This window comes from Corallococcus sp. AB045 (genome assembly GCF_003668895.1).
Lineage (GTDB): Bacteria > Myxococcota > Myxococcia > Myxococcales > Myxococcaceae > Corallococcus > Corallococcus coralloides.
The window spans coordinates 1-22762 of sequence record NZ_RAWN01000157.1 but is presented as its reverse complement, the minus strand read 5'-3'; the positions used below and the strand labels follow the sequence as shown (position 1 = coordinate 22762).

Sequence of the window (22762 nt, the reverse complement as noted above, 5' to 3'; positions counted from 1 at the left end):
GGGCTCCCTGGGGGTGGGGACCGGATGAGGGGATTCGCGCAAAGGGCCCTCCGGCACCGGGACGCGGCGCCGGAGGGGGCTTCAAACGGACGGACGGGGGCCGTCCGCCGGAATCAACAACAGTGGACGTCGATGGACGCGGTGCAGCTGCTGCAGCCCGTGTCCGCCACCAGGTTGGACTCGGTGAGCGCCTGTTCGGTGCGCTCACCTCCAACGAAGAGCGGTCCCGCCGGGTTGGTCATGCCGTGGGACTCCTCATTGCCGGCCAGCCAGCCCTCCACCACATCCTGGAACTCGGGCTTCTTCGTCATGAGTGTTCTCCCTCGCGTCCGGACGGTCATGGCGAGGGGTGCCATGTGCGCCGGACGCGGATCGAACGTGAACACAGACACGCCCCGCAATGCCAGACGCAGCAGGCCAAAGTCAGACACCGCACAATGACTTGCGCCCGCACGCCACAAGTCCAGCACGGCTCGAACGGCACGTAAGGGATTGCCACCACGAAACGGCTGGCCCCCTGCCCAAGGGGACGAGGAGACCGTGGACCAGGTGACAGGTCGGCCTCTGGGTCGCAGCGCGAGCCCGCCACGCAACACCCGCCGCCGCGAACGCCGGGGGCCTGACAGCCGGGCCCCTGTCCGCTCTTTCCAGGTCAGCAGGGACGCCTAGGATGGCGGGGAGGAGGTGAACGTGGAGCGCCCCATCGCCAGCCCGGAGGATCCGCTGGTCTTCAACGGCATCGACGGTGTCACCGGGGAGTACCTGGTGCCGCCCATCGCGTTGCCCGCGGCCGCGGAGGCGGCGGAGCCTCGGGGCGAGGCCGCGTACTTCGAGGCGTGGAGGAAGTGGCTCGAGTTCCTCCCCATGCGTCTGAGCTTCGGCCTGCCGCCCGACGCTCCGCCGGAGGACTACACGAAGGCCGGCTGGGGCGTGGTGTTCCCCGCGTCCGCATCCGAGGAGCTCCGCAAGAGCCTGGAGCCGCTCCTCGCCCACCGGCGCGGGCGCGTGGAAGAAGCGGACCGGTGCCACGTCCTCACCTACCAGCCCGGTGAGACGGCGCATCAGTTCCTGGAGCGGCACGGAGCGCCCATCGGCGACGTGGAACCGAGCATCGTTCCCTATTACCTCCTGCTCGTGGGTGGGCCGGACGCCATCCCGTTCGACGTGCAGCACTCGCTCTCTCTTTCATATGCCGTGGGCCGGCTCTGCTTCGACACGCCCGCGGAGTACGCGCGGTACGCGGACAGCGTGGTGGCGTATGAGACGGGCGCCTCCGTGCCCAATCACCGGCAGGTGAGCTGGTGGGGACCCAAACACCCCGGGGACCGCTCCACGGAGCTCAGCGCGGACAGCCTCGTTGCGCCGCTGTCCCGCGGTGCGCCGCTGGATCAGCCTCCCCAGCTGGCGAAGACGGTCGCCGCGAAGGCCCGCTATGCCAGCCGTGACGCCATCGAGGACGACGCGACCCGCGAATGGTTGCTGGCCGCGCTCCATGGCCGGGACGTGCGCCCGGCGGTGCTCTTCACCGCGTCCCATGGCGTGGGCTTCAAGGCGAATGACCCGCTCCAGCTCACGAAACAGGGCGCCCTGTTGAGCCAGGATTGGGCCGGCTTTGGCGCGATGGCCCCGGCCCACTACGTGGCGGCGTCGGACATCCAGGACGACGCCCGGCTCCATGGCCTGGTGGCGTTCTTCTTCGCCTGCTTCGGCATGGGCACGCCCGCGCACGACGAGTTCCCGCTCCATGCCTCACGCAGCGGCGACGCGCTCGCGAGCGCCCCCTTCATCGCGGCCCTGCCACGGCGGCTCCTGGCGCATCCCAACGGCGGCGCGCTGGCGGTGATCGGCCACGTGGAGCGGGCCTGGGGCTTCTCCATCAAGCCCCTGCAGATGACCCAGACGACGATTCACCCGTTCCGCAACACGCTCTGGAAGATCATGGCGGGCATGCCGGTGGGTCACGCGCTGCGCGACTTCCGCGACCGGTTCTCCGCCGCCAACAACATCCTGCTGACGCACCTGGATGCCAACACGTCCAACGGCAAGCTCCAGCCGCGCGAGCTGCTGCACCGGTGGATCGAACGCAACGACGCTCGCAACTACGTGGTGCTCGGCGATCCCGCCGTGAGCATCCGGCACAACGACCTGCAGGCGCTTCCCTGAAAGGAGCATCGACCCATGCGAACGCTCATTCTCAGCGATCTCCACCTCGGCAACGGTGGCCCCTACGACATCTTCGCGGGCGCCGCCGAGCTGCCCGCCCTCTTCGACTCCTTCACCCGCACGCCCACCCACGTCGTCCTCAACGGGGACAGCTTCGACTTCCTGCTCAACGACGACCCGCTCGCGGTGGATCCCCAGCGGACGCTGGAGCAGGCCCGCGCGCTGGTGACGTCCGCGCCGACCGCGCCCGCGTTGAAGGCGCTCGGGCGGGTGCTGGCCGCGGGGGGCCGGGCGACGATGGTGGTGGGCAACCACGACCTGGAGCTGGCGCTGCCGGACGTCCAGGAGGTGATCCGCTCCGCGCTGGGCCAGCCCAGGGAGGTCGCTTCGCGGCTGGAGTTCCGGGACGGGACCGCGCCCCTGCAACTGGAGGTCGGCGGTTCGCGCGTGCTGGTGACGCACGGTGAGCACACCGACGTGGCGAACCGCATCGACTACGACTCGCTCCTGTCGGCGGAGCGAGCGAACCGCTTCCGCTATCCGCCGGGCTCGGTGCTGGTGAAGACGCTGCTCAACCCGCTCAAGCACCAGCACCGCATGCGGTACATGGACCTGCTCAAGCCGGACTTCGAGGGCGCGGTGATGGTGGCGCTCGGCGTGAAGCCTGACGCGCTCAAGGTCCTGTTCAACGCGGGGACGCTCACGCTCATCCGGCGCCTGCTGGAGAACCGGGGGCTCGCGCCGGCCTTCGCGCTCGAACCGATGGACGCGGTGGGTGCGTCGGACGCGGACGCGCACCTGGCGCGCAGCCTGGCGCGAGTGGACCTGAAGGACGACGAGGTGGACGCCCTGCTGTCGGTGCTCGACCCGGAGAAGCTCAACGCCTTCGACAACCCGGAGGCCTTGGGCCGTGCCCGGCTGAAGCTGGCCAAGGCGGGCTTCGCGTTCTACGCACGCCTGCACCGCGCGGTCGCCGGCAGGACCGGCACGGACTACTTCGCCCTGGAGCCCGGCAAGGACGAGCTCGCGGAGACCGCGCGACTGGGCAAGAAGTACGACCCGCAGGCGGTGGTGATGGGCCACACGCACGCGGCCCGCTGGCACGAGGGCAACGGCCCCCTCTACGCCAACACCGGCACGTGGATCTCCCTCCTGCGGCTCCCCGCCCCGGAGGCCTCCGACGAGGAATGGGGCGAGTACCTCGTGGAGCTCCAGGGCAATCCGTCGCTGGACCCGGCGAAGCAGAAGCACGCGAGGCTGGAGCAGCGCTTCACCTTCGTGGAGGTGGAGCCGCACGCTTCGACGCGGGGCGCGACGCTGCGGCTGTCGCAGTGGACGGATCAGGGCCCGAAGACGCTGCGCAGCGCGGACCTTCCGGCCGGGAGCTGAGGGCCGCGCTCAGCGGGAGAGCTGGGGACGGTCCGCCACGGCGGACAGCACGCCGTGGAGCAGGGCCAGCACCACGGCCACCCCGAGCATGTACGGAGCGATGAACTGAAGGCCCCATCGCTCCGCGATGACACCCGCGAGGCTGGGCAGCGCCGCCACGCCCGTCGTCGCCGCGCTGACCTGGAAGCCCACCGCGTGCGCGGAGACATCCAGCCCCACGCGGCGAGGCGTCTCCGACATCAGGGCCGGGAAGATGGGTGCCAGAGCGAGTCCCAGCAACGCGAGCCCCAGCGCGGGAGGCACGGCGGGAATCGCGAACAGGGCCGCGCCCACCACGGCCAGCACCGTGCTTCCGTGCAGCATCCGCACCGGCCTGAGGTGTTCGACGACGAAGCCGGAGAGGACGCGCCCCACCAGCAGGCTGCCCCAGTAGATGCTCACGCAGGTGCCCGCCGCGGCGGTGTGCAGGCCCCGGCCTTCGGTGAGCACGGTGAAGCTCCACTGGCCCGCGGTCACCTCCACGCCCGTGTAGAAGAAGAACGTGAAGATCTGCAGCCACACGCGGGGCCGGCGCACGGCCTCCATCGCGGATGAGGTGATCACCTCCGCGCGAGGCTCCGCGCCCGGCGCTCCCACCGGAGCGTCCCACAGCCGGCGCATCAACAGGAACGTCAGCGCCAGCATCCCCAGCACCACGGCGAGGACCGCATAGCCGGTCCTCCAACCCGCGCCCCGAGCGAGCAGCGCCGTCATCAACACCGGGCCCATCGCGGCGCCCACGCTGTAGGCCGCATGCAGCCAGCTCATGTGCTTGGGGCCGAAGTTCTGGGCCGCGTAGTTGTTGAGCGCGGAGTCGATGGCGCCCGAACCGAAGCCGATGAAACAGGCGGCGGCCAGGAACAGCACGAACAGAGGCACCATCGCGTAGCCCGTGAGCCCCAGCGCCACCGAGCCGGTGCTCAGCGCCAGCAGCAGCCCCAGGTTCATCGCGCGCATCAGCCGGCCCGCGAGCAATCCGGAGGTGAAGTAGGCGGCCGCCGCCGTCCCCAGGATGGCGCCCATCGCCGCCTGCGACAGACCGAATGTGTCGCGCAGCGACGGCCACGCGACCCCGAGCACCGCGTCCGGCAACCCCAGGCTGACGAAGGCCAGGTAGGCAAGCGTGAGAAGCGCGGGACGCGGACGAGGCACGGGCGAGGAGAGGCTCACGTGGAGCACCGTAGAACGCGGTCGGGCATCCCGTGGGGACATCGCGGTCACATTCCCCCGCCGGGGTCTTGACCTTGACACCAGTGGCAGGCCCGAAGCTCTCGGCCATGGAGTCTTCAGGGATGAGAAGGAAAGAACCCGACCGGGACTCCCCGTCGGGAGCGGACCGCGGAAACCTGTCCGACTGTCGGACAAGTTTGGATCCGCGTGGCGGGGAAGCTCCCGCTCCGGCCAGGCCACGGAAACCTGTCCGACTGTCGGACAGGTTTTGAATCAGGTCGGCCGGGAGGGGGCCCCATGGAAGTTGGGGGTCCTGGAATCCCGATTCAGGAGTGCAGGATGAACATCGGAGAACTCGCCCGGCGCACGGGCAGCAGCGCGCGGTCCATCCGCCACTACGACAAGGCGGGGCTCCTGGCCTCGCACCGCCGGGACAACGGCTACCGCGACTTCGACGAGGTCGCCGTTCCCCAGGTCATGCAGGTGGCCCGGATGATCCGCCTGGGCTTCTCCCTGGAGGAGATCGCCACCTTCCCGCCCTGCATGCTCCGGCAGGTCACGGACGCCATCTGTCCGGACGCGCTCGCGGCCCACCGGGAGCGGCTGGCGGAGGTGGAGCGGCAACTCTTCGACCTCGCCCGCCTTCGCGAGCGGCTCATCACCCTGCTTCCCCCCCAACGAACGAGTCCCCCATGAACCGTCGTGACGTGATGAAGAGCGCCCTGCTGGGCACGGCCGTACTGCCTGGTCTGAGCCGTGCGGCCACGCCCACGAAGACGCCGCGCAAACCGAGGACGTTCCTCCTGGTTCACGGTGCGTGGCACAACGCGCTGCACTGGACGCGCGTCTCCGAAGCGCTCTCCGCGAAGGGGCACCGGGTGGTGGCCATCGACCTGCCCGGCCACGGCCTCAACGCGCGCTTCCCCGCGTCCTACCTCACGGGCGACGCGGCGCGCTTCAAGGAGGAGCGCTCGCCCCTGGCCGACGTCACGCTGGACGACTGCGCGGACGCCGTGGTCGCGGCGCTGGAGAAGCTCCAGGGCGGACCCAAGCCCGTGCTCGTGGGGCACAGCGCGGGCGGCACTGTCATCACGCGCGCGGCGGAGAAGGCCCCGCAGCTGATTGACCGGCTGGTGTACCTGAGCGCCTACGTGCCGCTGCGTCTTCAAAGCGCCAGCGCCTATGGCGCGCTACCCGAAGCCCACACGCCCTACAGCGCGCCACTCTTCATCGGCGACGCCGCGAAGTTGGGCGCGGTGCGGATCAATCCGCGCGGCGACGCGGCATACCGGGAGGCCCTGCGCGCGGGCTTCTACCACGACGTGGACGAAGCAGCCTTCCTGCCCTTCGCGCTCGCGCTCACGCCCGACATCCCGGTGTCGCTGTGGATTGGCAAGGTCGGCGCCACCAAGGAACGCTGGGGCCGCATCCCGCGCAGCTACGCGAGATGTGCCCAGGACCGCGCCTTGGTCCCCGCGCTTCAGGACCTGATGATCCGCGAGGCGGACGCCTTCACGCCCGGCAACGCCTTCACCGTGGACACGCTGGACACGTCACACTCACCCTTCGCGTCCCAGCCCCAGAAGCTGGCCGCGCTGCTGGACGGACTGCGCTGAAGCCGCGGGCTCGGAAAGCAGGCGTGTCGGTGCCGACCGATACCGTGCCCAGCATGACAACCACGATCAAGGCCTCACGGCGCCGCGTTGCTGTGCTGCTAACTGGAGTGCTGTCTTTGTCCGCATGTACCGAAGGCGCCATGGGAGCGGCGGCTGGTGTACGAAAATGGGTGGGGCCGCAAGTCACGGTCCCAGGCGGCGGGCAGTTCAGGACAAACATCTTCTACGGCCCATGGCAGTGCAGTCCGCAACTCATGAACTACTGCCGCGACAAATGCTCCGGGGAGGGATACGCACTCCAAGGCTGCGTGTGGCTCGCGGACGTGAAGATGGACTTCGACGGCAACATGTTCAGAGCGGGGAGTCGGTTCGGCATCGCCAACTGCTGCTGTAACTACCCAGCCCTGAGCGTCAGCCAGAACGCAACGGCACGAGGCCGATGGGAGTCCATCCGAGATGGATTCCGCGAACGATGGGCGGAGAAGTTCGGCCAGTGGCCTGCTGATTCCAGTGGGAACAACTACCCGGCCCACCACATCCGCGACCTCAAGCATGGTGGCAACCCGACCGACTGGGACAACATCATCCCCTATCCCTCCGACCTCCATTCCGGCCTGAATCAGGTCTACAACCAGTGCTACGCAGGACAACCCCCGTGGACGAGCGTCGGGGTCAGCCATCCCTACGGAGAGTAGCCACATGCCGACGATGACCGAACTCCTCGACGCGGTGGCGGCCCAGCACTTTCCGCATCCGCCCGCGACGGTGGAGGCAGTCGAGGCGTTCGAACATCGAATGGGATGGCGCCTGGATCCGGACCTGCGCGCTTTCTACACACGCTTTGATGGAGCCAGGCTGTTTCGTGGCTCCAACGCGCCGTACCAGCTCCTGCCGCTTGCCGAGGTGCGGCGCGCACGTGTCGTCATGTCTCAAGCTGACACGGACGCGGCGGGTCCCTCGGATTGGTACGCGTTGTGCCAGCTCCAGGACAGCAACTATGTGCTCCTGGACGTGGGGCAGCAGACGCATGGGCGCTATCCACTCCGCGACGGCTACCGCGAGGGATTTCCGGACCCCTACTACTGCCCGGTCATTGCCCGCTCGTTCGCGGAGTTCCTGGCGGGCGCACTGGCGTCCGGTGGGCGGTCCTTTTGGCTGAAGGCCCTCGAAGATCAGGGCCAGTGACCCCGATGCCACGGCCTTTAGAAGATGGACAGACCGGTCAGCGTCGTGAACCGGTCCAGCGCCTCCACGCCCGCCACTGAGTTGCCCCTCGCATCCAATCCGGGGCTCCACACGCACAGGCCGCAGCGGTTGGGGATGACCGCGATGATGCCGCCGCCCACGCCGCTCTTGCCCGGCAAGCCCACGCGGTAGGCGAACTCTCCCGCCGCGTCGTACGTGCCGCAGGTGAGCATCACCGCGTTGACCTGCTTGGCCTGGCTGCGCGTGAGCAGCCTCGCCCCATCCGCGCGCTGCCCATGGCGGGCGAGGAAGCCACAGGCCCGGGCCAGGTCCGCGCAGCTCATCGCCAGCGAGCACTGCCAGAAGTAGTGCTCCAGCACCTCCGGGACGGCGCTCTCCATGTTGCCGTAGCTCGCCATGAAGTGGGCCAGCGCGCTGTTGCGGTGGCCGTGTTCCGCCTCCGACGCCGCGATGACCGGATCGAAGTCCACGGACGGATTGCCGCTCTCCGCTCGGAGGAAGTCCCGCAGCGTGCCGCGCGCATCCCCGGTGAGCCGCTGCAACCGGTCCGTGATGACCAGCGCTCCCGCGTTGATGAACGGGTTGCGCGGGATGCCCTGCTCGTACTCCAGCTGCACCAGCGAGTTGAACGGGTTGCCCGACGGCTCCTTGCCCACGCGCTTCCACAGCGCATCCCCGTCCCGCGCCAGCGCGAGCGCCAGCGTGAACACCTTGGAGATGCTCTGGATGGAGAACGGCTCGCGCCAGTCCCCCACGCCGTACACGTCCCCCTCCACTGTCGCGAGCGCCATGCCGAAACGGCGCGGGTCCACCGCCGCCAGCGCCGGGATGTACGTCGCCACGCGGCCCTGCCCCACCACCGGCCGCACCGCATCCCAGACCTCCGACAACACCGCCTGGTAGTCCATGTCCCGCCATCCTCGTCCGGAAAGGACGGGGACGCTTTCAGAATTTCCGCGCCGCGGTGTCTGCTGGGCATGCGCTTGTTCTCGACCACGTTCCTGGCCCTCTCCCTCCTGGGCTCCGTCCCCACCGCGTGCTGCAGCAATCCCAGCCCGTCCACCAACGCCTGCCAGACCCCGGAGGAAACGCCGACGGACCCGGGCACGGTCCACGTGACCCAGATCGGCGCCGGGGAGTTCAGGGCCGCGGACCAGACCTGGCCCTATCAGCTGCTCAAGCTGGAGGTGCCCGGCCGCGCCGCGACCTATGCGCAGTGGTTCCCGCCCCGGAAGCCGGGCGTGTCCCCCACGGTCGTGCTCACCAAGCCCTATGACGGCATCGCCTGGACCGGTGAGGCCGTGGACGCGAAGTGGGCCGCGCGCGGCGCCGGCATCCACCCGGACGACAGTGAGCCGCACTACGGGCCGGGCTCATCACCCATCGCGTTCACGCCCACCACTCCGGAGATCATCGCGGGCGAGGCCTTCATCCACCTGCTCCATGACTTCGGCGTGCTCGCCGTCTTCGGCCGCTTCTACGCAGGCGGAGACCTCCAGAATGACCGCGACGACATGAACGCGGGCATGCGCTTCCTGGCCCAGGCCCCCAATGTGGACACCCGCCGCATCGGCATCTTCGGCGGCTCCTGGGGCGGCTACGAGGCGCTCTACGCCGCGGCGGACGCCCCCTCCACCGTAGTGCCCGCCGTGGGCGTTGCCCTGTGCCCGCTGTCCGACTTCGCCGCGGAGGTGGACTACGTGAGCCGGTGGGTGCCCGCGCGCGTGAGCGACCCGGCCATGCGCTCGCGCTACCAGCAGTTCTTCGAGCCCTACTTCCGCCGCATCTACGCCACCACCGGCGGCGACCCCGTCACCCCCGGCACGGACTACACGCGCTGGACCGCCGCCCACCTGGCCAGCACCGTCCAGACGCCGTTCCTCATCCTCCACGACGACTGGGACACGCTCATCCCCGTGGAGCACACGCGCGCGCTCGTCGCCCAGGCCCCGCAGCGCTTCACGCCCATGTACTTCCAGAACCTCCCGGCCGTGGACTGGAACACCCTGCCGCCGGACCACGGGCCGTTGCTCAGCGCGCACGGCAGCGTCGTCATCACACTGAGCCTGGGACACCTGCTCGTGACGCTGGGCGCGGAGGAGCACCCCCTCTACGTCCCTCACGCACAGGGCACCGTGCGCACGTGGCTGCAGGGCGTGCGCGCCGCCCAGGAGCAGGGCCGCGACGTGAGCGACGTGGTACCCCGCCTGCAGGAACTCACCGACCCGCGCGTGCTGATGTTCGAGCCCACGCTGGGAGCGCTCCAGCCGGGCGCCGCCTTCATCGCCCAGGAGCTCAACGCAGTCTGGGGCACGAGCTTCACCGACGCCAACGTGCGCTCGGCGATTGGTCCCGGCATGCCCAAGCCCTGAGCCAGCGCATGCCTGCCCCCCATGGCACCGGAAAAACACCGGCATGTCGATCCACGCCCGGGCCATTCGTCGCCAATTTGGACGGGCAAATGGACTGCCCGGAAGGGATGGATGCGACCATGGAGCTGACGGTGACGGAGTTCGTGACGCTGGATGGCGTGGTTCAGGCTCCGGGAGGCCCGGGGGAGGACACGAGCGGCGGCTTCGCCCATGGCGGCTGGGTGCAGCCTCATTCCAGCGCGGAGCTCGGCGCGCACGTTGTCGACATCTTCAGTCGAGCGGACGCGTTCCTGCTCGGGCGCGGGACGTACGAAATCTTCGCCAACTACTGGCCGCGCGTGACGACGCCGGACGCCCCCATCGCCCGGTCGCTCAACACGCTGCCCAAGTACGTGGCGTCCACCACGCTGCGCCGCGTGGAGTGGGCGAACTCGACGCTGTTGGAGGGGGACACGGTGGAGGCGGTGCGCCGCATCAAGGCCTCGCCCGGCCGTGAGCTGCAGGTGCATGGAAGCTGCGGCCTGCTGCAGACCCTGCTGGAGCATGACCTGGTGGACGTGCTGCATCTGCACGTCATCCCCGTGACGATTGGCAGCGGCCGGCGCCTCTTCGGAGCGGGAACGCAGCCCCGCACGCTGCAACTCGCCGCGTCCCAAATCACGCCCAAGGGGGTGGCGCTGCTCACCTACCGGCGCGTCGGGCCCCTGCGGGTCGGCACCATCGGACAAGCGGATTGATGCGTCAGCGCAGGCCCGCGAGCTTCGCCAGCTCGCGGGCCATGGCGCGCAGCTCCTCCGCGCCCGCCGCGTTCGGGCTCACGTCGAACACCACCTCGTAGCCCAGCCCCGCCTGGTTGATGGCCTCCGAGCGCGGGACGCGGGCCTTCAGCACCGGCACCGTCACGTCCTTCAGCGCCTCCTCCATCGCGACGTTGGTCGCTGGCGTGCGCCGGTCCCACAGGTTCACCGCGGCCACCAGCTGGCCGCCCTGCTCGCGCACGTCTCGCCACGCGGTCTCAATCTCACCCAGGCCCTGCAGCGCGAACGCCCCCGTGGGCACCGGCGCCACCACCACGTCCGCGAAGCACAGCACGGCCTCCGTGAACGCGCCGATGCTCGGCGGCGTGTCCACGATGATGACGTCCGGCGTCCACGACAGCGTCTTCAGCGCGCGCGGAATCGCCTGCAGCCGGTGGCCCCAGCCGAACAACTCGCGCTCCAGCGCCGCCATGCGCGGAGCCCCCGGCGCGATGAACAACCCCTGCCGCTTCGGCGACGCCACCACGATTTCATCCAACTTGTGCTTCGGCCGCGGCCCGAAGGCGTCCGCCACGCACGGGCCTTCCCGCGACTCCAGGCCCAGCACCAGCGACGCATGCGCCTGCGGATCCAGATCCAACAGCAGCACCCGGTGGCCCGCGTCCGCCAGCGCCGCCGCCACGTGCGAACACAGGGTCGTCTTCCCCACGCCACCCTTGATGGTGCAGAACGCAATCGTCGGCATGACCTCGGGGTCTACCAGGAATCCCCCACGGCGCGGGGCCGCTCCGGATTGGACCGCCCGCCCCATCCGGAGCGCTCCAGAATGGAGCAGCCTGCCCTGCCCTACCCATGCCACTCCAATGATTCCAGCCCCTTGGCGCTGGCACCGGACGTGCTCTGTCCCCTCCACGTCAGGGCGCCCCCAGCGGGTGTCGGAGCATCAGGAGACTCACCATGGAAATCCGCTTCTTTGGCGTTCGGGGCAGCATCGCGGTGTCGGGCTCGCGCATCGGTGGCAACACCGCGTGCGTGGAGGTGACGAGCCAGGGCGAGCGGCTGATCCTCGACGCGGGCACGGGCATCCGGGCGCTGGGCGAAGTCATGATGCGCGAGGGCGCGCCGCGGAAGGCGACGATGTTCTTCTCGCACCTGCACTGGGATCACGTGCAGGGCTTCCCCTTCTTCACGCCCGCGTACCTGCCCACCACGTCGCTGACGATGTACGGCCCCGGCGCGAACGGTGCCCAGGCGCTGGAGTCCACGCTGTCGCAGCAGATGCGCCCGCCGCAGTTCCCGGTGCCGCTGTCCACCATGCGCTCGAAGATGGCCTTCGGCGCCGCGCTGCACGGCCGCACCGTGGAGGTGGGCCCCTTCAAGGTGACGCCCATCGACGTGCCGCACCCGGACGGCTGCATGGCCTACCGCGTGGAAGCGGACGGCCACTCCTTCGTGTACGCCACGGACGTGGAGCTGCCGGAGCGCCTCACACCGGACGTGGCCCGCCACTTCGAGGGCGCGGACGCGCTGTGCCTGGACGCGCAGTACACGCCCGACGAGTACGAGGGCAAGAAGGGCATGTCCAAGAAGGGCTGGGGCCACTCGACGATGATGGACGCGGCCAAGGTGGCCAAGGACCTGCACGCCGGGCGCCTCTTCCTCTTCCACCACGACCCGTCCCACGCGGACGAGCTGCTGGAGGACATGGCCCAGGAGGCGCGCGGCCTGTTCCCCTTCACCGAGCCCGCGCGTGAAGGCCAGCGCATGCTCCTGGGCCGCGCGGCGGGCGCATGAGCGCCGCGAGCCCGGAGCCGTGCGATAGACTGTCTCCAGCGCCCTTCTCACTTCCGCCGCTGCCCGCCGCCATGCCCTCGTCCCCGCCGGATGTGTCCCAGGTCCTGCTCCCCCTTGGTGGCCTCGTCGGGCGCGAGGTGGACCTGGACGCCTTCCTCCAGACGCTCGTGGACCGCATCGCCATCACGCTCCAGGCGGACCGGGGCACGCTGTGGCTGTTGGACCCCGTGCGCCGCGAGCTGTTCAGCCGCGCGGCGCACCTGCCGGAGGTCGCGCAGATCCGCGTGAAGCTGGGCCAGGGCGTGGCGGGCTACGTGGCGGAGGCCGGCGAGCCCGTGCACGTGCCGGATCCGCGCGGCGAGCGCCGCTTCTTCGCGGACATCGACCGGATGACGGGCTACCGCACCATCAGCCTGGCCGCGGTGCCGCTGCGCGACGCGGCGGGCGCCGTGTACGGCGTGCTCCAGGTGCTCAACCGCCTGGGCGGTGGCCCCTTCACGGAGGACGACACCCGGAGGCTCACCGACATCGCGGCGCAGGTGAGCACCGCGCTCCAGAGCACCAGCCTCTACCAGGAGCTCCAGCGCGCGAAGGATCAGCCGCAGGCCCCGGTGGGCTACTTCTTCAACCGCATCATCGGAGAAGCCCCGCCGCTCAAGGCCCTCTACCGACTGGTGCAGAAGGCCGCGCCCACGGACGCCACCGTGCTGCTGCGCGGGGAGAGCGGCTGCGGCAAGGAGCTCTTCGCGCGCGCCATCCACGTCAACGGCCCCCGGCGCGACAAGCCCTTCGTGAAGGTGGACTGCGCGGCCCTGCCCGCCGCCCTCATCGAGAACGAGCTCTTCGGCCACGAGAAGGGCGCCTTCACCGGCGCCGACCACCGCGTGCCCGGCAAGTTCGAGGCGGCCGACGGAGGCACCGTCTTCATCGACGAGCTGGGCGAATTGCCCCAGGCCGTGCAGGGCAAGCTCCTGCGAGTGCTGCAGGACCGCGAGTTCGAACGCGTGGGTGGCACGCAGGCCGTCAAGGTGGACGTGCGCATCGTCGCGGCCACCCACCGCGACCTGCCGCGCATGGTGGCGGAGGGCAGGTTCCGCGAGGACCTCTACTACCGCATCAAGGTCGTGGAGCTGCTCCTGCCCCCGCTGCGTGAGCGCGGCGCGGAGGACATCGAGCGGCTCGCCCGCCACTTCGTCGCCACCGCCGCGAAGCGCCACCGCCTGCCCGTGCCCCGCCTCGGCGCCACCGCGCTCGCGAGGCTCAAGCGCTACCGCTGGCCCGGCAACGTGCGCGAGCTGGAGAACTGCATCGAAAGCGCCGTGGTGCTGTCCGAGGGCGAAATCCTGGAGGAGCACCTGCCCCTGCCCTCCCTGGACCGGGCGCCCTCGCCCACCGAGCCAGGCGCGTTCACCGAGCCAGGCGCGCCGCGAGCGTCCGCCGCCGCGCCGGACGCACCGCTGCTCCTCCCACTGGCGGAGGTGGAGCGGCGCCACATCCTGCGCGTGCTGGAGGCCGTGAAGGGCAACCGCACCGCGGCGGCGCGCACGCTGGAGATCGGCCGCAACACGCTCGCTCGCAAGCTCAAGGAGTACGGCCTGGCGGACGAGGGCTGAGCGTCGAATCACACTCGGGACCCGAGCCCCGCCCCCCAGCGGGCGGCCATCGGGGCGGCAGCCTGCCCGGGGGTGCCTTTCGGCGGACACCGGGGGCACCTCTCAACAGGGCCGTGGTGCGTACCGCGAGGGACGGACACGTGCCCGTCCCAGGGGGAAGGAGCACGTCATGGCGGATGTCCTCGATGCCCGGTCAAGCGGGCCCCCGGCGCATCGGGAGGCGCGGACCGGCAGGATCATTGGCATCTCCGTGGTGGCCGCCCTGGGCGGATTCCTCTTCGGCTTCGACACCGCCGTCATCAACGGCACGGTCGCCGCCCTGAAGGCCGAGTTCGCCGCGAGCAGCCTGGGCCTGGGGCTGGCGGTGTCCTCCGCGCTCATCGGCTCGGCGGCGGGCGCCTTCGCGGCGGGGCCCTTCGCGGACCGCTACGGCCGCCGGCGCACGATGATGCTCGCGGCGGCGCTGTTCATCATCAGCGCCATCGGATCGGGGTTCGCGTTCTCCCTCTGGGACCTGAGCTTCTGGCGGCTGGTGGGCGGCCTGGGCGTGGGCTTCGCCAGCGTCGTGGCGCCCACATACATCGCGGAGATCGCCCCGGCGTACCTGCGCGGCCGCCTGGCGTCCCTGCAACAGCTGGCCATCGTGACCGGCATCTTCGTGGCCCTGCTGGGGGACTTCGCCATCGCGCTCTACGCGGGCTCCGCCTCCAACCCCACCTGGCTGGGCTTCACCGCGTGGCGGTGGATGTTCTTCAGCGGCCTGCCACCCGCGCTCTTCTACGGCATCGGCGCCGTCTTCATCTCGGAGTCCCCGCGCTTTCTCGTGGCCATGGGGCGCGAGCAGGAGGCGCTGAGCGTGCTGCGCGACATCGAGGGGGACGCCGCGCCCTCCAAGGTCGTGGAGATCCGCCGCTCGCTGCGCACGAACTACACGCCGCACCTGGCGGACCTGAAGGGCGGCCGCTTCGGGTTCCTGCCCATCGTGTGGATCGGCATCGTGCTCGCGATGCTCCAGCAGTTCGTGGGCATCAACGTCATCTTCTACTACTCCAGCGTCCTCTGGCAGGCGGTGGGCTTCTCCGAGCACAACTCGCTGGCCATCACCGTCATCACCAGCGTCACCAACATCCTCACCACGCTGGTCGCCATCGCGTTCGTGGACCGGGTAGGAAGAAAGCCCCTGCTGATCATCGGCTCCGTGGGCATGGCGCTCACGCTGGGTTTGTTGGCGTATCTCTTCGGCACCGCGCCGTTGGACGCCGCGGGCAAGCCCGTGCTGCAGGGCGCGGCCGGCACCACCGCGCTCATCGCCGCGAACCTCTACGTCGTCTTCTTCGGCTTCTCGTGGGGCCCCGTCGTCTGGGTGCTGTTGGGCGAGATGTTCCCCAACCGCATCCGCGCGCTCGCGCTCTCCGTCGCGGCCATGGCGCAGTGGCTGGCCAACTTCCTGGTGTCCGCCACGTTCCCGTCGCTGCAGGCCGTTGGACTCGGCTGGGCGTACGGCCTGTATGCCGCGGCCGCCGTGTTCTCCCTCTTCTTCGCCGCCAGGTTCATCCGCGAGACGAAGGGTCGGGAGCTGGAACAGATGTAGCCCCGTGAGACAGGGCAATACGCGGAAGCTTGTACACCCGTACGGGCTTTCTGCATTTTTACGCACCGGCTGGGTGAGAAAACACCTGTTCCATTTGACACCTGGGGTCACCGGCTTTCAGCATCACCTTCATGCTGAAACATTCCCCCCCGTTCCCCCGACTCGCGAGCGTTCTGCTCGCTTCCCTCCTCCTCACACTGACAGCCTGTCCCGGCGACGAAGGCTCTGACAACGACGGCGGCACGAATCTCACGGACGGCGGCTCCACCGATGGTGGCGACACGCTGCCCGACGGCGGTTCGTATGACCCGGGCCCCCAGATCTGCGGCGACGGCAAGGTCCAGAAGGGCGAAGCCTGTGACGACGCCAACACCGTGAGCGGCGACGGCTGCACGTTCGACTGCAAGGAGGTGGAGGTCGGCTTCGAGTGTCCCCAGTGGGGCCGGCCCTGCGGCATCGCGACGGCGTGTGGCAACGGCATCGTGGAGGAAGGCGAGAAGTGCGACGACCGCAACAAGGAATCCAACGACGGCTGCAAGGCGGACTGCTCCGAGGTGGAGATCGGCTGGTCCTGCCCCTTCCAGGGCCAGCGCTGCCGCGCGTCCGAGTGCGGTGACAAGATCATCGCCGGCGAGGAGGAGTGCGAGGACGGCAACAGCGCCGACGGCGACGGCTGCAGCAAGACCTGCCGCCTGGAGCCGGGCTACAAGTGCGATGCCATCGACCAGCCGTGCACGAGGACGACCTGCGGCGACGGCAAGAAGGAAGGCACCGAGCAGTGCGACGACGGCAACCACGACATGGGCGACGGCTGCTCGCCGCTGTGCGTGCTGGAGCCCCGGTGCGTGAACGGCACCTGCGAGGCCCGCTGCGGCGACGGCGTCATCCTCCCCGGTGACACCACCGAGCAGTGCGACGACGGCAACACCCGCTCCAACGACGGCTGCTCGTCCGACTGCAAGCTGGAGGCGGGCTTCGCCTGCTTCAACGTCAAGGGCACCCTGCCGAACGAGGTGGAGATCCCGGTCGTCTACCGCGACTTCCGTGGCAAGGGGCAGCCCGTCGGTGGCAACTACCCCGCCACCATCCACCCGGACTTCGACGACGCGAACGGTGCGGAGCAGGGCATCGTCGGCGCGAAGTTCGCCGCCCTCGGCGCGGACGGCAAGCCCGTCTACGCGAAGGAAGGCGTGGCCTCCGGCACCACCCACGGCAAGACGGCGTTCGACCAGTGGTACCGCGACACGCCCAACATCAACGTCACCGAGGTCAGCACGCTGAAGCTCGCCAAGCAGCCGAACGACTCCTACGTGTTCGACGACCAGACCTTCTTCCCGCTCGACGACAGCGGCTGGGTGGGCCTGGGCAAGGAGAACAAGCTCAACGACAACAACGGCATCAAGCGCAACTTCAGCTTCACCAGCGAGACGCGCTACTGGTTCGAGTTCAAGGGCAACGAGGTGCTGACGTTCCTGGGTGACGACGACGTCTGGGTGTTCATCAACCGCAAGCTCGCCCTGGACCTGGGCGGCGTGCACGGCGCCACCTCCGGCACGGTGTCCCTGGCGGACGCGGCCACCGTGTCCGGCCTGGGCCTGGTGAAGGGCAAGATCTACGAGGTCGTCGTGTTCCAGGCGGAGCGCCACACGTCCCAGTCCTCGTACAGGCTGACCCTGAACAACTTCGAGACCCAGCGCACCGAGTGCAAGTCCACCTGCGGCAACGGTACGGTCGATCAGGGCGAGACGTGTGACAACGGCAACGCCAACGGCCCGGGCTACGGCAAGTGCAGCCTCACCTGCATCTGGAACGCCCGCTGCGGCGACGGCATCACCCAGTACAACTTCGGCGAGACGTGCGACGACGGCAACACCAACGACCGCGACGCCTGCCCGAACAACTGCGTGATCGATCCGGGGTAGTCGTCCCGCCGTCCCCGGCTCCGGCGCCCACCCGGGCCGGAGCCCCCCGCCCGGGCCTCACAGGGTCCGGGCGAGCATGAACACGGCGGCCAGGGACAGCGCCCCGGCCGCCGCGAAGTGCCTCCAGGCCCGGCGGGACAACACCCCGCCGGTGCCCGTGGCGCCCTCCCCCAGCACCATCAGCGCCGGACGCCCACCGCGCCCGCGCAGCTCGTAGGTGCCGTCGCGGGACCCGCGCTGAAGCTCCCCCACCACCAGACACGCCTCCCCGGGGACGCCCACGCGCTCCCAGGACAGCGCCTGCGCGGGCGCCTCCAGCAGCTCCGCCCGGGTGAGCGCGGGCGGCGCCAGGCACCGCCGCACCTCCACCGGCGCCAGCAGCGCGGACGGCGCGAACCCCACCGTCGCTCGTGTGCGCTCGCCCTTCAGGATCAGCACCGGCGAGTACGCGCGCTCCCTCGACAGGAGCGGCCCCTTGCGGCCGTGCGTCCCCACCGCGTGCACCGCCGCGTCGTAGAAGGCGCACGGCACGCCGCCCGGCGACGTCAGCGCCTCCACGGAATCCAGCTGGCCCCGGTACACACCGAAGCCCGGAGACCGCCCCGCGCGCAGGGCCTCCACCGCCTCATCGAGCGACATGGGCGCGGCGCCGCGCAGCGCATCCGCCCGCAGGCGCACCCGGGCCCCCCGGGCGGACACACCCGCGGCCAGCACCAGCAGCACGCCGCCCAGCGCCTTCACCAGCACGTCCGGCGACACGGGCACCAGCGGCGTCCCGCGAATCCACGGGACGAAGAGCACCAGCCCCAGGGCCAGCGCCCCGAAGCCCGCGAGCATCCAGCGCGGCCGCGCCCCCGTGGGCGTCCGCCCCAGGGTGAAGGTCGCCCAGAGCAGCAGGGCCAGTCCCACGCCACAGAGCGGCAGCAGGAGCACGCGCCCCAGGTCCAGGTCCACGGCCATGCCCCACCCCCGCCCGCGTGCCGGACGGCCCCGCGGTGGCGGAGCCCGGCGGGAGCAAGATGGGAACGGGCGGACGGGGCGGCAAGCCCCATCCCCTGCTGGATGCAGCGGCGACTACTCGGGGGCGACGCGGCGCACGGGGCGCTCCTGCAGCGGCCCCACGACCTTCAGGTCATCGAAGGTGCACTCGAGGTTGCGGCAGCCCAGGGCCAGCTTGCCCACGCGGCCCTCGAAGCCCGGCAGCACCTTGGAGGCGAAGAGCTTCTTGTTGAGGTAGGCGTCCACCCGCACGCCGCTCTTCTGCCGCTTGAGCTGGAGCTTCACCAGGAAGGGGCCCTGCTTGGGCACCGGCATCTCGTCCTGGACCAGGTTCTTGGTGTCCTCCGCGCTGTTGCCCACCACCTCATGCCCGTCTTCCGGGGAGAAGTAGCGCCACGACAGGCGCATGCCCGCGTCGGGGATGGCGAAGACGGACACCTGCACGTCGCGGATGCGGAACGCCAGCTCGCCGAAGTGCTGCCCGTCCTCCTCCACCGACCACTTCTTCCCCAGCGGGTTCACGTCCATCAGCACTTCGGCCGTGAAGTCGTCGCTCGTGAAGTAGCGGTGCGCCAGGTACGCGCGCGGCACCAGCTTGCCGTCCGCCTCCCTGCCGGCCTGCACGACGCGCAGCTCGCCCTGGTCCATCGTCCACGTGCCGCTGTGGACGTTGATCTCCTCCTCGCCCTGCTCGAAGCCCAGCTCCAGGGTGGCGCTGGCCGAGCCGGCCGCGGGCGGCGTGAGCCTCAGGCCGGAGAACACTTCCCCTTCCGTGTTGGCCGGGAAGTGCATGACCGGAGGGACCGGGTCCGAGATGACCGGAGTGCCGGTCAGGCTCCCGAAGCCCACGAAGGCGCGCACCGCGAAGCCCAGCACGGCCAGGCCGCCCACCACGGACAGGCCGGTGCGCACCCGGCCCCAGCCCGCGTGGAGCGCCTCCAGCACGGCGGCCTCGGGGGCCGTGATGGCCTTCATCGAGGCCACGTGCGAGGGCTGCGCGCGCGCCAGCGCCGACGCGGGCGCCACCACGTGCGGCGACGACGAGGCCGACACCAACCCCTCCAGCGCCTCGCACACCTCCGTGGCGGTGGCGTAGCGGGCCTCGCGGTCCGTCTCCAGCAGGCGCTCCACCACCGGATCCAGGCGGGGGTCCAGGCCGCGCACGCGCTCGGACGGCAGCTTGAAGCGGCCCACGGGCAGCTCGCCCGTGAGCGCCTCGTACATCATCACGCCCAGGGAGAAGAGGTCCGCGCGGCCATCCACGTTCTTCGCGTCCCGGCGCTGCTCCGGGGCCATGTAGTTGAGCGTGCCCATGGCCACCGCGGTCGCGGTGAGGTGCTTCTCCGAGTCCGGCTCGCGGATGCCCGCCAGGCCGAAGTCCGCCACCTTCGCGTGCAGCCGTCCATCCAACAGGATGTTCTCCGGCTTGAGGTCGCGGTGGATGATGTTCTTCGCGTGCGCGCACTCCACGGCGCGCGCCACCTGGAGCAGCACCTTCAGCGACTGCGCGGGCGAGAGCGGCTCCCTGCCGCTCAGCGCGTGGCGCAGCGACTGGCCCTCCACGTACTCCATGACGAAGTAGTAGTGCTCGCCCTCCACGCCCCGGTCGATGATCTGCACGATGTTCGGGTGGCTCAGGGCCGCGAGCGCGGTCGCCTCCTTGTCGAAGCGCGACACGAACTCCTCGTCCTTCGCCAGCCGGGGCGGCAGCACCTTCACCGCCACCGTGCGGCCCAGGGACCGCTGGCGCGCGAGCCACACCTCGCCCATGCCGCCGCGCCCCAGTATCTCCAGGAGCTCCAGGCCCGGCAGTTGGGGCTTCGCGCCCGTCAGCATCGTCTCCGCGTTCTCGATGTCGCGGATGCCCGTGTTCAAGGGCGCGCGCGGGGCCTTCACCCCCAGCGACTCCGCGCGCACCAGCGTGGCTCCGATCAACTCCGGAGCCGACGGGTCCGCCGCGGGCAATGCCACTCCGGCCGAAGGCGCGTCGCGGCCCTCGGCGGAGGCAGGCACCACCCCCGCGGGAACCTCGCCTTCTTCCGCCCTGCCCACGCCATCCGGTCGCGGGATGTTCATCTCGTTGCCCCCTGGGACGGAGCCGGCCCTCATCTCCTGTCCCACCGAGTCCGTCCTGCCCGCTCCAACCCCCGGAGCGGCGGAAGGTGACGTCGATTCTGGCGGATCATCCGCCGTGCGCGGCGTGAACGTCACCGCGATGCCTGCTTCGTCCTGGGCCTTGTCGGCCGGACGGATGCCCGACGGCTCGGCCGGGCGGTGGATGCCGGACACGTCCGCGCGCCGCACCTCGAACCGGATGCCGCAGCGGCACGTCACCTTCTGGCCGCTCACGTACACCCGGGTGTCGTGCACCGTGCCGCAGTTGGGGCACGACTGGGTCGTCGTCATGGACGAAGAGCGCACCGTCAGCGCACCTTGCGGGAGGTGGAAGTGGTCAGCTCCGCGCCGTGGACGCGGAAGGTCTGCACGCCCTTCTCCTTGCCCTTCACCTGCAGCACCGGCAGCTCCTCCACGTCGAAGCCCGGCCCGGACTTGCGCACCGTGGCCTCCGACGCCAGCACCTCGCCGCTCTTCGCGATGCCGCACAGCCGCGACGCGGTGTTCACGGTGTCGCCGATGGCGGTGAACTCGTGCCGCTCCGCGCTGCCCATGTAGCCCACGACCGCCTGGCCGGTGTTCACGCCGATGCCCACTTCGATGGGCTTCTTGCCGTCCAGCACGCGCTGCCGGTTGAGCTCCGTGACGGCGTCCTGCATCTCCAGCGCGGCGCGCAGGGCCCGGGCCGGATCATCCGGGTGCGACGACGGCGGACCCCACACCGCCATCACGCAGTCCCCGATGAACTTGTCCAGGTTGCCCTCGTAGCGGAACACCACGTCCGCCATGGCGGTGAAGAAGCTGTTGAGCATCGACACCACCTCCTGCGGCGAGTCGCTCTCCGCCAGGGTGGTGAAGCCACGGATGTCCGCGAACAGGCAGCTCACCTCCGCGAGCCGGCTCTGGCGCAGGTCCTCCGTGCCGCCGTTGATCACCGCGTCCGCCACCGCCTTGGACAGGAAGCGAGACAGCTCCGCGCGCGTCACCGCCTCGTTGCGGATCTGCTCCGCCAGGGCCGCGTTCTCCAGCGCGATGCCCGCCTGCGCGGCGATGCCAGAGAGGATGGTCAGGTCCTTCTCCGAGAAGGCGTTGATCTGCTGGCGGCTGTCCAGGAACAGCACCGCCATGATGTCGCCGTTGACGAGCAGCGGCACCGCCATGGCGGAGCGGATGCCCTGCGCCACGATGCTCTCCGCGGCGGAGAAGCGCTCGTCGATGATGGCGTCCGCCGTGAGCACCGCCTTGCCCGTCTCCACCACGCGCTTGAGCACGGTGTCCGACAGCATGACGTTCACCTGCTTGCCCTGCCGGTGGTGCACCGCGGCCGGGATGAACTCCCCCTGCGGGCCCACCTTCAGGATGACGCCGTGGTCGGCCGCGAGCAGCTCGAAGGCCACCTTGAGAATCTGTTCGAACAGGTCGTCCTGGGTGCCCTTGAGGCTCACCTGCCGGTGGAACTCGTGGACGATGCGCAGCTTCTCGTAGTCCCGGCGCAGCGCGGCCGTGTCCGTCACCTGGTCGGCCGGACGGAAGTTCTGCGGCACCTGGTCCATCTGCGCCAGGAAGGCCGGCATGGAGACGGCGTTGGCCACCACCGTCACGCCCGGCAGCGTGGGCGGGTTGGCTCCGCCGGGCGCGGCCTCGCCGCTGTGGAAGACGAGCCGCGAGGAGCCCAGGGCGATCTCATCCCCGTCCTTCAGGCGCATCTCCCCCGTCACCCGGCGCCCGTTGACGAAGGTGCCGTTGGACGAGTTCAGGTCGCGCAGCACGAAGTCGCGCCCCACCTTCTCGATGGTGGCGTGCTCCTTGGAGACCTCGCGGTCCACCAGCCGCAGCGTGTTGGAAGGATGGCGGCCGAGCGACGTGGTGGGGCCCAGGGGAAACTCCCCCAGCGTCCCGTCCGCGAACCGCCCCGTCAGGTGCGGCCCGCGCGGGTGCGACCCGGACCTGGGCGGGAATGGGGCGGGTGCCTGGTTCACGCGCGAATCCTCACCGGCCCGGACACTACCAGAGCC

19 protein-coding genes are annotated in these 22762 nt (G+C 70.2%); 12 read left to right on the top strand and 7 right to left on the bottom strand.

What is annotated here, in order from left to right:
- Positions 1–113: 113 nt before the first annotated feature.
- Complete coding sequence (locus D7Y21_RS29845) at positions 114–311, bottom strand: DUF6229 family protein (RefSeq protein ID WP_120563123.1); 198 nt, start codon at positions 309–311, stop codon at positions 114–116.
- 379 nt (positions 312–690) lie between these two features.
- Here D7Y21_RS29845 and D7Y21_RS29840 point away from each other — a divergent pair, with 379 nt between their 5' ends.
- On the top strand, positions 691–2163 hold the full coding sequence (locus D7Y21_RS29840) for a hypothetical protein (RefSeq protein ID WP_147469410.1): 1473 nt from the start codon (positions 691–693) through the stop codon (positions 2161–2163).
- Positions 2164–2178: 15 nt separating this feature from the next.
- A complete protein-coding gene (locus tag D7Y21_RS29835) occupies positions 2179–3552 on the top strand; it encodes a metallophosphoesterase (RefSeq protein ID WP_121717190.1) in 1374 nt (457 codons plus the stop codon).
- A 9-nt stretch (positions 3553–3561) separates the two neighbouring features.
- Here the strand turns inward: D7Y21_RS29835 and D7Y21_RS29830 are convergent, their stop codons facing one another.
- Positions 3562–4761, bottom strand: coding sequence for a sugar MFS transporter (locus tag D7Y21_RS29830; RefSeq protein ID WP_233612330.1), 1200 nt, complete (start codon positions 4759–4761; stop codon positions 3562–3564).
- Between the two features lie 339 nt (positions 4762–5100).
- Here D7Y21_RS29830 and D7Y21_RS29825 point away from each other — a divergent pair, with 339 nt between their 5' ends.
- Genes D7Y21_RS29825 through D7Y21_RS29810 form a run of 4 tightly spaced genes read left to right on the top strand, consistent with a single transcriptional unit; the run spans position 5101 to position 7562 of the window.
- Positions 5101–5457 (top strand): MerR family transcriptional regulator, encoded by a 357-nt coding sequence (locus D7Y21_RS29825; RefSeq protein WP_121717186.1) that lies wholly within the window; start codon positions 5101–5103, stop codon positions 5455–5457.
- Positions 5454–6377: an alpha/beta fold hydrolase gene (locus D7Y21_RS29820; RefSeq protein WP_121717184.1), complete on the top strand. Its 924-nt coding sequence runs from the start codon at positions 5454–5456 to the stop codon at positions 6375–6377. The genes D7Y21_RS29825 and D7Y21_RS29820 overlap by 4 nt, the downstream gene beginning before the upstream one ends.
- 23 nt (positions 6378–6400) lie before the next feature.
- Complete coding sequence (locus D7Y21_RS29815) at positions 6401–7072, top strand: hypothetical protein (protein ID WP_233612329.1); 672 nt, start codon at positions 6401–6403, stop codon at positions 7070–7072.
- 13 nt (positions 7073–7085) lie between these two features.
- A complete protein-coding gene (locus D7Y21_RS29810) occupies positions 7086–7562 on the top strand; it encodes an SMI1/KNR4 family protein (protein ID WP_121717199.1) in 477 nt (158 codons plus the stop codon).
- A 17-nt stretch (positions 7563–7579) separates the two neighbouring features.
- Here the strand turns inward: D7Y21_RS29810 and D7Y21_RS29805 are convergent, their stop codons facing one another.
- The gene (locus tag D7Y21_RS29805) at positions 7580–8491 is read right to left on the bottom strand and encodes a glutaminase (protein WP_121717179.1); all 912 of its coding nucleotides are present in this window, start codon (positions 8489–8491) and stop codon (positions 7580–7582) included.
- A 69-nt stretch (positions 8492–8560) separates the two neighbouring features.
- On the opposite strand from D7Y21_RS29805, the gene D7Y21_RS29800 reads away from it, so the two are divergent.
- Positions 8561–9955, top strand: coding sequence for a S9 family peptidase (locus D7Y21_RS29800; protein WP_121717177.1), 1395 nt, complete (start codon positions 8561–8563; stop codon positions 9953–9955).
- A gap of 107 nt (positions 9956–10062) precedes the next feature.
- Positions 10063–10692: a dihydrofolate reductase family protein gene (locus D7Y21_RS29795; protein ID WP_233612328.1), complete on the top strand. Its 630-nt coding sequence runs from the start codon at positions 10063–10065 to the stop codon at positions 10690–10692.
- A 4-nt stretch (positions 10693–10696) separates the two neighbouring features.
- Here D7Y21_RS29795 and D7Y21_RS29790 read toward each other — a convergent pair whose 3' ends face one another.
- Positions 10697–11458 carry a ParA family protein gene (locus D7Y21_RS29790; RefSeq protein ID WP_121717175.1) on the bottom strand — a complete coding sequence of 254 codons (762 nt, stop codon included), beginning with the start codon at positions 11456–11458 and terminating at the stop codon, positions 10697–10699.
- A gap of 212 nt (positions 11459–11670) precedes the next feature.
- On the opposite strand from D7Y21_RS29790, the gene D7Y21_RS29785 reads away from it, so the two are divergent.
- The 4 genes from D7Y21_RS29785 to D7Y21_RS29770 all read left to right on the top strand — a co-directional run bounded on the left by D7Y21_RS29785 (position 11671) and on the right by D7Y21_RS29770 (position 17633).
- Positions 11671–12507 carry an MBL fold metallo-hydrolase gene (locus D7Y21_RS29785; protein WP_121717172.1) on the top strand — a complete coding sequence of 279 codons (837 nt, stop codon included), beginning with the start codon at positions 11671–11673 and terminating at the stop codon, positions 12505–12507.
- A complete protein-coding gene (locus tag D7Y21_RS29780) occupies positions 12504–14120 on the top strand; it encodes a sigma 54-interacting transcriptional regulator (protein WP_120563112.1) in 1617 nt (538 codons plus the stop codon). Before D7Y21_RS29785 ends, D7Y21_RS29780 begins: the two co-directional genes overlap by 4 nt.
- A 169-nt stretch (positions 14121–14289) precedes the next feature.
- A complete protein-coding gene (locus D7Y21_RS29775; RefSeq protein ID WP_121717170.1) occupies positions 14290–15711 on the top strand; it encodes a sugar porter family MFS transporter in 1422 nt (473 codons plus the stop codon).
- A 131-nt stretch (positions 15712–15842) separates the two neighbouring features.
- Positions 15843–17633 (top strand): DUF4215 domain-containing protein, encoded by a 1791-nt coding sequence (locus tag D7Y21_RS29770; RefSeq protein WP_121717168.1) that lies wholly within the window; start codon positions 15843–15845, stop codon positions 17631–17633.
- 57 nt (positions 17634–17690) lie between these two features.
- Here D7Y21_RS29770 and D7Y21_RS29765 read toward each other — a convergent pair whose 3' ends face one another.
- From D7Y21_RS29765 to D7Y21_RS29755, 3 genes are all read right to left on the bottom strand, one after another.
- Entirely contained in the window at positions 17691–18593 is a 903-nt protein-coding gene (locus tag D7Y21_RS29765) for a hypothetical protein (protein ID WP_121717166.1), read from the bottom strand.
- Positions 18594–18707: 114 nt separating this feature from the next.
- A complete protein-coding gene (locus tag D7Y21_RS29760; RefSeq protein ID WP_121717194.1) occupies positions 18708–21038 on the bottom strand; it encodes a serine/threonine-protein kinase in 2331 nt (776 codons plus the stop codon).
- Between the two features lie 17 nt (positions 21039–21055).
- Complete coding sequence (locus D7Y21_RS29755) at positions 21056–22726, bottom strand: adenylate/guanylate cyclase domain-containing protein (protein ID WP_120592606.1); 1671 nt, start codon at positions 22724–22726, stop codon at positions 21056–21058.
- Positions 22727–22762: the final 36 nt, after the last annotated feature.